At 42.2% G+C, this 14,805-nt stretch carries 9 protein-coding genes and 1 pseudogene; 5 read left to right on the forward strand and 5 right to left on the reverse strand.

Features of this window, described 5'->3' with window-relative positions:
• A pseudogene (locus ACTHJT_RS17345) lies at positions 1-433 on the forward strand (hypothetical protein); the annotation flags it as partial.
• A gap of 52 nt (positions 434-485) precedes the next feature.
• Here the strand turns inward: ACTHJT_RS17345 and ACTHJT_RS17350 are convergent.
• From ACTHJT_RS17350 to ACTHJT_RS17360, 3 genes are all read right to left on the reverse strand, one after another.
• The gene (locus tag ACTHJT_RS17350) at positions 486-1,181 is read right to left on the reverse strand and encodes a HEAT repeat domain-containing protein (RefSeq protein WP_440240555.1); all 696 of its coding nucleotides are present in this window, start codon (positions 1,179-1,181) and stop codon (positions 486-488) included.
• Between the two features lie 140 nt (positions 1,182-1,321).
• Positions 1,322-2,950 carry a pyruvate dehydrogenase complex dihydrolipoamide acetyltransferase gene (locus tag ACTHJT_RS17355; protein WP_440240557.1) on the reverse strand — a complete coding sequence of 543 codons (1,629 nt, stop codon included), beginning with the start codon at positions 2,948-2,950 and terminating at the stop codon, positions 1,322-1,324.
• A 237-nt stretch (positions 2,951-3,187) separates the two neighbouring features.
• Positions 3,188-3,808 carry a histidine phosphatase family protein gene (locus ACTHJT_RS17360; protein WP_440240559.1) on the reverse strand — a complete coding sequence of 207 codons (621 nt, stop codon included), beginning with the start codon at positions 3,806-3,808 and terminating at the stop codon, positions 3,188-3,190.
• A 44-nt stretch (positions 3,809-3,852) separates the two neighbouring features.
• On the opposite strand from ACTHJT_RS17360, the gene ACTHJT_RS17365 reads away from it, so the two are divergent.
• The 4 genes from ACTHJT_RS17365 (at position 3,853) to ACTHJT_RS17380 (ending at position 10,860) form a co-directional block, all read left to right on the forward strand.
• Entirely contained in the window at positions 3,853-4,272 is a 420-nt protein-coding gene (locus tag ACTHJT_RS17365) for a hotdog fold thioesterase (protein ID WP_440240561.1), read from the forward strand.
• A gap of 1 nt (position 4,273) precedes the next feature.
• Positions 4,274-5,491 (forward strand): chorismate-binding protein, encoded by a 1,218-nt coding sequence (locus ACTHJT_RS17370; protein ID WP_440240563.1) that lies wholly within the window; start codon positions 4,274-4,276, stop codon positions 5,489-5,491.
• A 17-nt stretch (positions 5,492-5,508) separates the two neighbouring features.
• Entirely contained in the window at positions 5,509-7,188 is a 1,680-nt protein-coding gene (gene menD, locus ACTHJT_RS17375) for a 2-succinyl-5-enolpyruvyl-6-hydroxy-3-cyclohexene-1-carboxylic-acid synthase (protein ID WP_440240565.1), read from the forward strand.
• A 156-nt stretch (positions 7,189-7,344) separates the two neighbouring features.
• Positions 7,345-10,860: a M43 family zinc metalloprotease gene (locus tag ACTHJT_RS17380; RefSeq protein WP_440240567.1), complete on the forward strand. Its 3,516-nt coding sequence runs from the start codon at positions 7,345-7,347 to the stop codon at positions 10,858-10,860.
• Between the two features lie 61 nt (positions 10,861-10,921).
• Here the strand turns inward: ACTHJT_RS17380 and ACTHJT_RS17385 are convergent, their stop codons facing one another.
• Entirely contained in the window at positions 10,922-13,612 is a 2,691-nt protein-coding gene (locus ACTHJT_RS17385; RefSeq protein WP_440240568.1) for a LysM peptidoglycan-binding domain-containing protein, read from the reverse strand.
• Positions 13,613-13,656: 44 nt separating this feature from the next.
• The gene (locus ACTHJT_RS17390; protein ID WP_440240570.1) at positions 13,657-14,694 is read right to left on the reverse strand and encodes a PorP/SprF family type IX secretion system membrane protein; all 1,038 of its coding nucleotides are present in this window, start codon (positions 14,692-14,694) and stop codon (positions 13,657-13,659) included.
• Positions 14,695-14,805: the final 111 nt, after the last annotated feature.

Below are 14,805 nucleotides of genomic sequence, written 5' to 3' on the forward strand. Positions count from 1 at the left end.
TTATGCTGATTTCAGGAAGTACATCAATGTACCATCAAAAGGGAAAAACATTTTAGGTTTCTTGCTCTTATACTGGGGTGCGCCACGAGGCACGGCTCCTTATCTATTACTTCCAAGCAATGGCTGGGATACCTATACCAACACTGCACGCGGTTATGTACAGGGAAGATTCAGAAGCATCAACATGCTGTATTCTGAAGTGGAATACCGTTACCGGATCACAAGAAACGGTTTGCTGGGCGGTGTCTTTTTCGTAAATGCCGCTACCTATTCAGAACCCGGCGATGGACAATATAAATACGTATACCCCGCTATAGGCACTGGCTTGCGCGTTAAGCTGAACAAAGATTCCAATACAAATCTGCTGATTGATTTTGCTTTCGGCCTGAAACACTCCAATGGTTTTTACCTTGACGTCGGAGAGATTTTTTAGCCTACACTGCAAAAACATCTTACCCTCTATTCTCTTTTTTTAGCTCTTTCAATTACCAGTTCAATGGATTGCCGTAAAAGAGAATCGCGGGTCTTTTTATAGGTTTCTTCCAGGGCAGGTATACAAGCAAAAGTTCCAACAGTTTCCAATGGTGTGCAGATATCGTTTTCAAATGGCTGTCTTTTGTTGCAGTAAACATTTCCATCAACAAAGGTTCTACTTCCGGATCATTTGTGTTTGCAAGTGCAAGGATCGCTTCCGTTTTAATATGCATGGATCTTTTTTTAGCCAGTTGTTTGATAGGTTCTATATTCAACGTACCATTTGTCTTATCCATGTCTCCTATCCCAATCAGAATGGAGCTTTTGCAGTGAATATCTTTTTCACTTTCAAGATATTTCATCAGCAAATTAAACAATGCATGATCTGTCCGGTTTCTGCATAAATGTCCGAGACAAAAGAAAATAGCGTCCTTCTTTGCTTCATACGAAGGAGTGTCCAGCAGCCTAAGCAGCTCCGCCTTTTCTTCATCGGTCTGTAAAACCTCGGCTCTCCTGTATGCATACCACGATACATTATCGGTACCACTTATTTCCGTCCTTCTTTTTCTTTCCAGTAAGGGAGAATAAATATCATCTGAAGCCATTGTATTGACAAGGAATTCCATGCCATTAACCTTCAGGTCAGTCTCAAGTTTTAATCGTGCTTCATCAAGCTTTTTTCCTGTGCTCTTAAAAATATTGAACATAAAAAGGAAAGGGGGAAACAAAGGTTCGCTGAATATCGGTTTTTGAATTGCAAACAAACACGTAACTATAACAAATAAAAAAGCCCCGATCCCGATAGTAATCGAGTCCGGGGCTTTTTATAAAATGATTCAGAAGAATCTTATGCAAGGATACGCACCGGATCTTCCAGGTAGCTTTTCAATGTCTGTAAGAACGCTGAACCTGCTGCGCCGTCTACTACGCGGTGATCGCAAGCAAGCGTTACTTTCATGATGTTACCAACTACAATCTGTCCGTTCTTAACGATTGGTGTTTGTTTGATACCACCTACAGAAAGGATACAGGAATCAGGTGAGTTGATGATTGATGTAAATTCATCAATACCAAACATACCTAAGTTAGAGATCGTAAATGTATTTCCGGACATATCTGCCGGCTGTATTTTTTTGCTCTTTGCCTTTCCGCCAAGTTCTTTTACTTCAAGGGAAATATGAGACAATGATTTAGAATCTGCGAAACGAACTACAGGAACTACAAGACCATCTTCGATAGCGATTGCTACACCAATGTGAATGTGGTGGTTCACACGGATCTTATCTCCCTGCCATGAAGCGTTTACCATTGGGTGTTTACGAAGTGCTGCTGCACTTGCGCGGATCACCATATCGTTGAATGATACTTTTGCTGCTGCTACTTCATTGATGCTGTTACGGGCTTCAATCGCTTTATCCATGTTGATTTCCATGGTTAAGTAGAAGTGCGGAGCAGTGTATAAGCTTTCAGACAGACGCTTCACAATTACTTTACGCATCTGCGAAACCGGTACTTCGTCGAAGCTTTCCTGGCCAACTACAGCTGGTAAAGAAACTGCCGGAGCAGAAGATCCTTTAGCCGGAGCCGCTTCAGCAGGTGCTGCTTTAAAGTTCTCAACGTCGCGTTTAATTACACGGCCGTGATCACCGGTACCTTTTACCTGCTTGATATCAATTCCTTTGTCTGATGCAATTTTACGTGCCAGCGGAGAGATTTTCGCTCTGTCATCTGAAGATGAGGCGTGGGCTGCCGGTGCGCTTGCCGCTGCAGGAGCCGCAACCTGTTCTTTTTTCGGTTCGCTTGCCGGAGCTGCAGAAGGCTTACCATTTTTATACGCGTTGATGATCGGTGTTACATCGGTGCCTTTCTGGCCAATGATGGCAATCAGACCGTCGATTTTAACCGCCTCGCCTTCTTTTACTTCAATATGAAGAAGTGTTCCGTCTTCATAAGATTCCATTTCCATGGTAGCCTTATCGGTAGCTACTTCTGCAAGCAACTCGCCGGATTTCACTGCATCTCCTACTTTTTTATGCCATGCTACAATTGTTCCTTCAACCATTGTATCGCTCATTTTGGGCATTAAGATCGCTTCAGCCTTAATAGAAGATAAATCTACTGCCGGTGCTGGTGCTGCCGCAGGAGCCTCTGATTTCGGCGTTTCAGCTGCAGGTGTTGCTGCCGGAGCCGGAGCGCCGCCACCTTTAATCTGAGAAATCAATGAATCAATATTTTCACCGTCTTTACCGATAACTGCAATCACACCATCAATCGGTACTGCACTTTTTGCCTCTGCTGCGATGTATAAGAGCGTTCCATCTTCATAAGATTCCATTTCCATGGTAGCCTTATCGGTCTCAACTTCTGCTAAAAGGTCGCCGGATTTCACCTTATCTCCTACTTTTTTGTGCCATGCAGCGATAACACCTTCTGTCATGGTATCGCTCATTTTAGGCATTTTAATCAATTCTGCCATTATCTTTTATAGAGATTAAACGTATTCTTAGAATTCAAAAATACGTTTTTTACAATAAATTCCCACTACTAAGTATAGAATTTATCTACGTACTTTTGCGTAGTTTTTATTTTTTTTACTTTTTGAACAGTGCAGTAATCTTTTAAAGAACTGTTTGTTAATGCATTGCTCTAAAGTACACTGATTATCTGTTTGTGTATTTTTTAACAATCAGGTCCTGTTTCGGGTTCCGTTTTATTACTGCAATCCCAGTAGATGTCGCTGGTCATTGCTGCATGTAATTTCAATTCCCTGAACCGAGCTTTCCAGAATATATAAACAGAGGTTACCATGTTCAAACTGATCCATGTCAGCCAAAGGAGTTTTGGTAATCAGACTCAATAAGATACGGATTGCCCGGCCATGCATACAGACCAGAATGGTTTGATGGGGGGATGCTAATATCTCCTGTATCACAGGCTCCTGTCTTTTCTGTACATCCACCGGGCTTTCTCCGCCCCAACGCTTACATTCAACATCTCCCTGCTGCCAGCGTGCCAGAAGCTCCTTATATTCATTGTGTTCGGTTGCTGTGGCTACCTTCCCGTCCATATCCCCCCAACTGATCTCATTTAAACCCGGACGGATAAAATGTGGTATGGAATTGTCGATGAATGCCTGTACTGATTCTATACTCCTGTTAAGTGCTGAAGTGTAGACCGCATCAAAAGCTATGTGTTTGTATGCTTCATAAAAAGCATTCGCCTGTGCACGGCCTGTATCATTCAACGATGAGTTTACAGCGCTGCCTTGTACGATTCCTTTTTTATTATACTCGGTTTGTCCATGGCGGACAAGGTATATTTTTTTGGTACTCAAAATTATTCTACTTTTGTTAGCCTTCAATCTTGCTTACAAGTATAATGATAAATACAAACATAACACTTGAAGAACTAAATAAAATGGGTGTTAACACCATGGGTGAACATCTGGGAATTGTGTTTACTGAAGTTGGTGCAAACTATATCTGCGGCACCATGCCGGTAGATCACCGGACCATACAACCCATGGGCCTGCTGCATGGAGGCGCTTCAGCAGTGCTGGCAGAAACTCTGGGCAGCATTGGTTCGTATTTATGTGTAGATATAAAAACGCAGGCTTGTGTTGGTTTGAATATTTCCTGCAACCACATCCGTGCTGCCAAAGATGGTTTTGTAACCGGAAAGGCTGTATTGATCCATGAAGGCGGGAAAACCCATATCTGGAATATTGATATTACAAACGATAAACAACAATTGATCTGCAGCAGCCGGTTAACTGTGATGGTGCTGGATAAAAAATAGCATGAGTTCTTCCACGGTTTTACATACAGATATTTCAGCAGATCTTTGTAAAAAGGATCTGATCAAAGGCAGTTTATATACAGCTATCCAGCATGCATACGGAATAGCCTGCTGGTCGAATCCCGAATCCAAAAGCTGGGACATTATCATTGATCCGCAGCCAATGCTGCTGGCCGAAAATAAAACACCTTACCTGCATAAGCTTCCTTCCGGCTTTCTGATCGCACCTTTCAAGGCAAATGCCGCAAAATATTTTATACAGAATAAAATTCATATCCAGCTTGGCGCAACCGTTCATACAAGCGCTCAAAGCGGCTATGAAAACCTGCTGGATGATGTGTTGCAGACCAGTGCACAGCAAACAGCTTCCCTGGCTGATCTGATTCCGGCAAAAGACATCCAGCCGGATACTACCGATTCTGCCTGTTATATTCAAGGTGTTGATGCAGCCAAAGGTATTATCCATGAAAATGAAATGCAGAAAGTCGTGCTGGCACGTTCGAAAGTACAACAGATTAACCTGACCAGCCTGGAAACTGTTGTTTTGAATCTGCGTGAACAATATCCACTGGCTTATGTTGCTATCTTCTTTCATCCGGAAACAGGTTTGTGGGTTGTTGCCACACCTGAGCTATTATTATCTACGGATAGCAATGGTACCTTTAAAACAGTTGCCTTAGCCGGTACACAAAAATATAATCCGGCTATTCCTATCCGCGATGTTTCCTGGACACACAAGGAGATCGAAGAACAAGCGCTGGTATGCAGGTACATCATTAACTGTTTTAAAACAATCCGTCTGCGCGAATATATTGAACAAGGTCCGCGTACCATACAGTCGGGTAACCTGCTGCATTTAAAAACCGAATTCACTGCTAACACGCAGGAAGTAAATATGGAAGAACTTGGCACCACCATGCTGCAGCTCTTACACCCTACCTCAGCGGTTTGCGGCATGCCGAAAAAACAGGCCTTGGATTTCATTGAAGCACATGAATCGTTCGACCGCAAAATGTTCAGTGGTTACAGCGGGCCGGTAAACATGTATAAAGAAACAGCTTTATACGTAACACTGCGTTGTGCCCAGATTTATTCGAATGTCATTGTATTATATGCAGGTGCCGGCATTACTGCAGATTCTGTTCCTCAAAAGGAATTTGACGAAACGAATCTTAAAATGGATGTAATCGGTAATGCCTTCAACAGTATTACCTCTTAACTTTTAGCTCTATCCACGTGCAAGCAATCTACGATATACCAGAAATACTCTTTCAGCATGGCGTAACCGACGTAGTGCTGTCTCCGGGTTCACGCTGTGCCCCTTTAAGCATTGCATTTGCCCGTCATAAAAAACTTCAGATTAAGGTAGTACCTGATGAACGCTCCGCTGCATTCATTGCATTAGGTTTGTCCTTACAATCGCAGAAGCCTACCGTCCTGATCTGCACATCTGGTTCTGCCTTATACAACTATGCCCCGGCTATTGTAGAAGCCTATTATCAACGTGTACCCCTGATCGTGTTGTCTGCAGATCGCCCGCCGGAATGGATCGACCAGAATGACGGACAAACAATCCGTCAGCAGGAAATCTACGGCAAGCACAGCAAAGCATTCTTTCAGCTATCTGCTGAACATGAACAACCGTCAACACAATGGGAAACCAACCGCAAAGTTAACGAAGCCGTGGCAATTGCTGAAGCCTATCCAAAAGGTCCGGTACATATCAATATCCCTTTCCGTGAACCTTTTTACCCGAAAGAAGAAATTACCTTCTCTGCTGCACCTACGGTAATCAAACGTGAGCAGCCTGTGTATACATTAAACGAAGGTCAATGGAAAAGCCTGCAGCAAAAGCTGGACTCCTATAAAAAGATTTTATTCGTAAGCGGACAGCATGCATACGATGAATCGCTGCGTTTAACCATCGGTAATATCAAAGCCCCCTTTATAGGAGAAATTGTTTCGAACCTGCATGGTGTACGGAATGTGATTTATACACATGACACCATGCTCACCTCCATTCCATTAACAGATCTGGAAGAACTGAAACCGGATCTGGTGATTTCGTTCGGCGGCGCATTGCTATCGAAATGGTTAAAGCAGTACATACGTGTAAATGCATCGATCGATCATTGGTTTATCGGTCCGGATGTAACAACTGCTGATGTGTTTCAGCAGCTGACAGAAATTATACCCGTACAAATAAGTGAGTTTTTATCCAAAACCACTATTTCATCCGCTACACAGGATCAGTTCCTGCAGCGTTGGATCCAGCAGCAAACCCATATCATACCTGCCATACGTGAATTCAATACCAAAGAAAGAATCTTCAATGAATTTACCGCAGTCTATGATGTTCTGAATCATCTTCCCTCCTTTGCCAAACTGCACCTGGCCAATAGCATGTCGGTGCGTTATGCCAATACACTTGGTATTACACAACGTTCAGCAGAGGTGTTTGCCAACAGAGGTACCAGCGGCATTGACGGTGTAATCAGTACCGCTTATGGCTATGCACTGCGTACAGTTCAACTGGTAACTGTAATCACTGGCGATCTGGCTTTCTTCTATGACCGCAATGCATTCTGGAACAATTACAAACCGTCCAACCTCCGTATTGTTTTACTGAACAACCATGGTGGTGGCATCTTCCGTATGATTGACGGCCCTGCAGCACTTCCCGAACTCGATGAGTTCTTTGAAACCAAACAATCACTAAGTGCTAAATATTTGGCCCAGGAACATGGATTGGAATATACAGCCTGCAAAAATTTCAACGACCTGAACCAGGCACTGGATAATTTCTTCCAGCCATCAATGTTCGGCAAGATTCTGGAAATTGAAACTGATTCAAGAAAAAATACAGAAGTGTTCAAACGTTTTAAGAAAACGCTTCAACAGCATTATACAAAATAACATATCCGATTGCAGCATATCAAAAGACTCTGAGTATCAACTCAGAGTCTTTTATTTTTTCGACAGTTTCATTAAATATAACATATGAACAGGTTACTTATAGCACATTCAAAAGATTAAGAAGAGAAACAACTATTAATCATTACTCATCAGGCTATGATGCATTCTTTACTTAAATCTTTATTCGTCAGTATATTTTTTTTAGTTATTTCTATTGCTATCTATGCCCAAACCCCTACATATTCCTGTGGTACAGATGAGTTGATCAGGGAACAGAATAAAAATAAAGCATTTCGGATAAAGCATGATGAAGCAGAAAAACGTATTCTTCAGTTTTCACAGAACCGATCTGTTTTACGCACAACTGCCCTATCGAATTATGTGATCCCTGTTGTTATACATGTAATACATAATAACGGCCAGGAAAATATACCAGATGCTCAAATACTTCAGGGAATCCGGCACCTGAACGAGGCATTCAGCAATACAGGCTTATATGATACGTTAACAGGTACAACGATAGGCATTCAGTTTTGTCTGGCGAAACAAAATGAAAGCGGACAATTCACTACTGGTATCACACGAACACAATCTGCATTAACGGATATGCGGTCACCCTCACAGGATGCGGCCTTAAAGAACCTCGTCCGTTGGAATACCGCCGCATATATGAACATCTGGATCGTAAAAGAAATCACTTCAGAATCTTCAGGTCCCGGAGTTGCCGGTTATGCTTATTTCCCTTCTGCACACGGCAGCTCTATTGATGGCATTGTCTGTGAAGCCAGGTATTTCGGAAGTACTACAGATAATTCCAAAGTTCATATACATGAAGTGGGTCATTACCTGGGCCTGTACCATACCTTTGAAGGCGGTTGTCCCAATGGCAACTGTTTAACAGAAGGTGATCACGTATGTGATACTCCCCCGGATCAGTCTGTGGCAGCGGTTCCCTGCTCCAATGCTACCAACACCTGTTTTACCGATACCGATGATGCAAGCAACAACAATCCGTTCCGCGTAGTTTCAAAGGGAGGTTTGGGAGACCAACCCGACCAGACAAGTAATTACATGGATTACGGGAATGACTACTGCCGCGTACTCTTCACGCCTGGCCAGCGCGACAGAATGATTGCAGCCCTGACCACCACCAGGGCCAGCCTGCTGGATTCAAAAGCATGCGAAGATCTTTGTCCCAATCCCATCAGCATTGCATTTACACCAGCTGACACAACCCTTACAATCGGTTCTACCATTAATTTTATAAACACGACTACCGGCGCAACAGGTTATGAATGGACAATCAACGGAACTGCATTTTCAACAACACAGAATACTTCATATACCTTCAACAATCAGGGCAGCATGTATGTAAAACTTCGTGCAACCAATTCAAGCAATACCTGCGCCAAAGAACTTACCTACATCATTAAGGTACGCTGCACGACGCCGGCAATGATCTCCGGACCCAATAAAATAAAACCTGGAACAACTGTGCAGTATACAAACATCAGCGGTACGAGCACTGCCAGTGAATGGTTTCTAAATGGAGTTTCGGTCGGTACCAATCCAACCTATTTCCATACATTCAACAATGGCGGCGGATATTTCTTATCGCTTGTGAATACCAGCAACGGCTGTAAGGATACTGCTTCCATCTATATTCAGGTAGCGGAATGCTTGCAGGGCAACGAAGGAAATACATGGTACTTCGGTATGTGGGCAGGTTTGGATTTTTCAGGAAGCACTCCTGTACCGATTGTCTTTCCGTTAACGGTCCAATCGCTTTATCACTTCGCCGGAGAAGGATGCGTATCCATGTCCAGCCCCAATGGCGATTATTTATTCTTCGCTAATTCCGGTTACGTATTTAATAAAAATCATTTACTGATGCCCAACGGATCAGGCATATTAGGAGATGAATCAGCTACACAAATGGCTGCTATTCCTAACCCGGGGCACCCCGGTAAATACTATCTTTTTACTGTAGATGCATTTGGCGGTCCCGAAGGATTCAGGTATTCGGAAATTGACATGAGTCTTGACGGCGGACTTGGAGATGTTATTACTGCAACGAAAAATACACAGCTGCTTACCAATGTAACCGAAAAGATTACAACCGTAAGACATAGCAACGGTACCGATATCTGGGTACTGGTGCATGAATATGAAACCAATGCTTTTTACGCTTACCGGGTAACACCAACAGGAATCAATCCGCCGGTGATCAGTCATTCCGGATCTGTACATGTAAAAGATCAATATGATAATAATGTGATCGGACAAATGAAAGCGTCGCCCGATGGCTGTAAGCTTGCATTGGCTGTCATGACCGAATCCTATGCAGAGCTTTTTAATTTTGATGCAGTGACCGGGATGGTATCGAACCCGATGCAATTCAAAGACCCTAAATACGATGATGCTTATGGTATAGAATTTTCACCGGATGGCTCTAAGCTCTATATCGGCTCATCAAGTACCGATAATATTTATCAGCTTGACCTGCAGGCTGGCAATGCCGCAGCTATTGCACAATCCTCCGTACTGATCGGTAATAGTAACTGCATTGGTGAAATGGGTTCGTTCCAATTAGGATCTTATGGTAAAATATATGTAGGCCGCAGTGGAGAAAAAGCATTAGGTGTGATCAACAATCCCAATACATTGGGCATAAACTGCAATTTTGTATATAACCAGCTATACCTGGGCGGACGTAGCAGTGAGCACGGGCTACCGGCCTTTGACCAGAGCTTTTATTATAGTCCTGCTCCCACGATTTCCGGCCTGGATACAGTATGCGCCAATACAAAACATATCCGGTATGCAATATCCAATTCCACCTGCGCTGCAAATACAAATGTATGGCAGCTTATTGGCAACGGACAAATTATTTCTTCTGATGATACTGAAGCGATTATTGATTTTAATGAAGATGGAACCGATACCTTAATTGTTGAACGAACTTCTGCTTGCGGTAAAACAAGTGACACCTTATTTATAGCTGTACGAAATTCAATTAAACTTGATATAACAGATACGGTCCGCTGCTCAGCAAATCCCATTATACTTGATGCCGGCAGCGGCTACAGTTCATATACCTGGCAGGACCTTTCAACGGCACAGACTTTCCAGGCTGCACAGGCCGGTAAATACTGGGTAACCGTTACTTCTCCCGATGGTTGTTCTGCTACAGATACTGTTCGTGTATTTGGGTATAATCCCAAAACGGTTTCTCTCGGCCCTGACACTCTACTCTGCAATGGTACTGTAGTAGTTCTGCAAGCAGGTAACTTTAATGCCTACAGCTGGCAGGATTACTTTAACGGGCCAACCTATACCGTATTTAAACCGGGTAAATATTGGGTAACCGCCACAGATAACTGCCGAAACAAATTCTCTGATACCATAGAGGTATTGCCTTGTTGCGACATGATCATCCCGAACCTGATCACACCTAATAATGATGGATTAAATGATTTCTTTGTTATCCAGTGTCTCGATAATGAAAGTGGCTGGCTGCTTGAAATATCCAACAGCTGGGGTGAAATCATTTACAGAAATACGAATTATAAAAATACCTGGGGCGCACAGAATACATCAGCCGGAGTTTATTACTACTTCCTGAAAAAGGATGACCGGGAATACCGGAGCTGGCTGCAGGTTATAAAATGATGATAAAACCTCCGGAAGTTTAAATCCGGAGGGTTCGTTCCTTTTGAAATAGTAATTTTAACTACTCATCCTTACGTAAACGCAGGATCATATTGCGTTGAAGCGTATAACCTTCCAGCGGATTCAATGCCATAAGCTGTTCTACCGTTACTTTATGGTCATAAGCAATATTTTCAAGTGTATCACCTTCTTTAACCAGATATTCATTTGCTGTTGGCTGATGAATACCTATTTTAACTTTGATCAGCTGATTCACATAAATTGTATCATACGTTAAATTATTCAACTGCTTCAAGTCGGCAACAGACATATGGTATAGTTTAGCGATAGAGAATAACGTATTCTTCACACGCACTTTGTACAAATCTTCGCCTTCTTTCAGAGACACTTTCTGCGTTTTTTTCAATTGCAGGTTATGCTCAATTTCAGCGTTTTTAGATGCAATGATTTCATTCTTCTCAGCAATATCAATGTTGCTTTGAGTCATTGCTTCATCTACGCCGGCATATTTTTCAGACTGGGCTTTATAGTATTTTTTATTCTTCTTCTCAGTAGATAATGTCATGGATTCCGTCATGGAAATCTGCGCGATGATATCATTATCGCCAACATTCCTTTTAACACGCAACGGCGTATAAGGTAATACGTCGTCTGAAGTTAATGCGTTGATCTCCCTTATCTCTTCAACAGTCATGTTAAACTTCTGGGCAATGGTATAAATGGTTGTTTTAGGCTCAACCACATAAGTCATGTTCTTTGTTTCATAGCCCGGTCCGCCAAGAATATAAAATTCCACTCTTCTGTTCAATTGTCTTCCGATCTCATTATCATTCGAAGTAAGCGGACGCTCTTTTCCTAACGGGTTCATGACAATTTTAGAATGATCCACTCCTTTTGAGATTAAATAATCGATGGCAGCCTGGCCGCGTTTTTCAGATAAAACTCTATTGTATGTATCCGTGCCGACACCATCCGTATTAGCATTAAGTTCAATCTGGATCTGCGGATGCTGAACCGTATATGCGACCAACTCATCCAGCGTTTTCTTCGCTTCCGGTCTTAACTCTGCCGAGTTAAAGTCGAAATATATATTTTCAAACAGCTTCCTGTTTGCCGCAACTGCTGAAGACTGAATAATGATCGTATCAACAGAATAAACAATCTTCTGTGTGATCTTAGAACCTTTTTCGATCAGCACTATTTTGTAATTAGCGCCTGCAGGTAAATTATCAAAACGGAACTGCCCTTCCGTATTGGTTTTAGTTACTTTAATATGTTCGTCACTTTCATTTGTCAAAGCAACTTCAACATTGGAAGCCTTATTACCCTTGTTATCAACAATGACACCGGTTACCGAAATACTTTTTACTTCCGCGGGTATAGAATCTGCATCAATCTTTGAGATCAGAGCTTCTTGCTTAGGAATAATGTCGAATCTGTAAATATCATCATTACCCATACCACCTTGTCTGTTCGAAGACAAGTATCCCTTTTTATCACCTAATACAAAATAAAAGTCATCACGGTGCGAGTTGAAAGGCATTCCGATATTTTCTGAAGTTTCAAAGTTTTCAGATTCCTTTGACATGAAAATATCCAGTCCACCAAACCCTTCATGACCGTTGGAAGCAAAGTATAGCAAATGCTCTTCGGCATAATACTGAGGAGACATATCCGTGAAGATGGTATTTACTCCCGGGCCTAAGTTTGTAGCAGCTCCCCAGTTATCGTTTTTCGTGGATGTAGAATACCAGATATCATGCATTCCATAACCACCGGGACGTTTAGAAGTAAAAAACAATACTTTACCATCCGGTGAAACTGAAGGATGGCTGTTCCACTGATTTTTCTGATTGATGTTTTCATTCAGACGAACCGGAAGCCCCCACATCCCATCTGCCCCTTTTGTCATTACATAGATCACACAGTTGAAGGTTTGTGTGTTACCAACAACAATTTTTTCATCGCAGCGGGTAAAGTAAAATTTCTTCCCATCTGCTGTAAAAGAACCCGGACTCTCATCAAACTCAGAATTCACCACTTTGAAATTATCTTCCGTCTCTACCAGTACCCAGGTTCCTCCTCTTAATACATAGCGGTAACTATCACTTCTGGCACCGCCCAGCATGGAGTTGGAACCATGCCCCACCGAACCCGGACGTGAAGACGTGAATACTACAATAGAATCGTTTTTACCATAAATTGCCGGCGAATATTCTGAATATTCTGTATTCACCGGTGCAGGTAAACACTTGAAATCATAATCGCGCAGCGGCTGCTTCATTTCTGCTTCAGCAAGTTCAAGACCTTTGATGGCATTACGCGCCCGGTCCTTATACTCTTCCGCAGATAACGAGGTATTTTTATATCCGTCAATGAATGTCTGGAATTCTTTTTTGGCTTCGGCATACTGGCCGTTATCGCGAAGTGTAATCGCATAATAAAAACGGGCCAAAGGATAATGTGCATTATCTTTGGTCATTACCAGCTTGTAATATTTTTCCGCGGATGCATAATCGAAATATTCCCTGTAGGACTCAGCCAGCTGATATGCGCAATACATATCAGAAGGGTTCTCTTCAAATGCCAATTTATATTGCTGAGCAGCAAGGTAATACTCGTAATTTTTAAAATGCTGGTCGCCTTTTATTTTTGCTACACTATTTGTTGGCTTTGTTTTCTGGGCATACAAAGTTGTTGCAGTACATGCTGCAATAAACAAAATCGATATGGTGCGCAACAGTCTGTTCATGATCTTATGCTTATTGAACGTATAAATAAGTAAATACGTTACTTTTATATCCTCGGAGTCTGATAAATGCGTTGAGCCTTTGCAGGCGAATTAAACTTGATTGATATTTCATATGCCCCCGCACCTTTGCCCGCCACGTTCTTACGAAGGGTTGAGCTGTTCATATCATAGCTTAGGCCAATGGTGTACAGGTTGCTGCCAAAGCCTATAAGAGCAATATAGGAATCTTTTATCCGATACCAGCCCCCGGCCATTAATTTCGTCGGCACGATTCCTTTCCCTTCCGCGCCAAATGTGTATGTCCCATACAACCCAACATTGATCTGAAGCGCCGTGCTTTGCATAGCGATCAATGCATTCGGTGAAATGTTCCAGGTTGAACTCAGCGAATATTCTCCACCGAGTATGATCTTACTTAACACAGGTAGCGGGCTGCTTTTATCAGCAATCACAGATTCATTCGGTTTGTTGAAATGGTAAGCAGAATATCCCGCATAAAAGCTCTTGCCTACTTCTCTGATATCTCTTTTGGGATTGTTGTAGTAAATACCACCAAAGCTGATATCCGGATATAGATGCGTAGAAACAAAATTATATTCCCCCGAAGGCAGACTGGAATTAAAACCATTCAACGGATCAAACTGCGCCCCCCATTGTCCGGTAGTAAAGTCAATAGTCTTCTGCATAAAGCCAACCTGCAAACCTGTTAAAATGTGATTGTGTTCATTAATAGGAAGAACATAAGCCGCAGTCACATTTACACCTAAGGTTGTTAAACCTATATCTCCGGCTTTGTTTTGGAATACAGAAACGCCTATTCCGCCCAGGTTTACCTCCTTATGCGCAGGCCGGTAAATAGGTACGATCAGCGAAGCCTGATTGGTAGTATAGGGAGTAACAATACTTTTCCATTGAACCCTGGAATTTAATGCAGCACTTACTGTTGGCTCAGCCCCTGCAAATGCCGGGTTTAAGTATAGGCTGGAAGAATAATATTGAGAGAAAATTGCATCCTGCCCCATCGATTTAAAAACCAATGCGAAGAAGGTTATATATATACATACTGCAATTTTTGAATGCATAAATTTTAAAATACTGTATAATAATATCTTACCTATTGAAGTTACCTTTATACAGCTATACGTTATATAAGAGAAAAGTATTCAATATCAAATATATTGGTTTAACAAAAG

Origin of the sequence: Cytophaga sp. (assembly GCF_051961495.1) — a bacterium.
Lineage (GTDB): Bacteria > Bacteroidota > Bacteroidia > Cytophagales > Cytophagaceae > Cytophaga.

What these genes read in the sequence shown, in the direction of transcription:
- ACTHJT_RS17380 (WP_440240567.1), top strand. Translation starts at nt 7,345, where the DNA reads ATGATGCATTCTTTACTTAAATCTTTATTCGTCAGTATATTTTTTTTA.
- ACTHJT_RS17385 (WP_440240568.1), bottom strand. Translation starts at nt 13,612, where the DNA reads ATGAACAGACTGTTGCGCACCATATCGATTTTGTTTATTGCAGCATGT.
- ACTHJT_RS17370 (WP_440240563.1), top strand. Translation starts at nt 4,274, where the DNA reads ATGAGTTCTTCCACGGTTTTACATACAGATATTTCAGCAGATCTTTGT.
- ACTHJT_RS17355 (WP_440240557.1), bottom strand. Translation starts at nt 2,950, where the DNA reads ATGGCAGAATTGATTAAAATGCCTAAAATGAGCGATACCATGACAGAA.
- ACTHJT_RS17350 (WP_440240555.1), bottom strand. Translation starts at nt 1,181, where the DNA reads ATGTTCAATATTTTTAAGAGCACAGGAAAAAAGCTTGATGAAGCACGA.
- ACTHJT_RS17365 (WP_440240561.1), top strand. Translation starts at nt 3,853, where the DNA reads ATGATAAATACAAACATAACACTTGAAGAACTAAATAAAATGGGTGTT.
- ACTHJT_RS17390 (WP_440240570.1), bottom strand. Translation starts at nt 14,694, where the DNA reads ATGCATTCAAAAATTGCAGTATGTATATATATAACCTTCTTCGCATTG.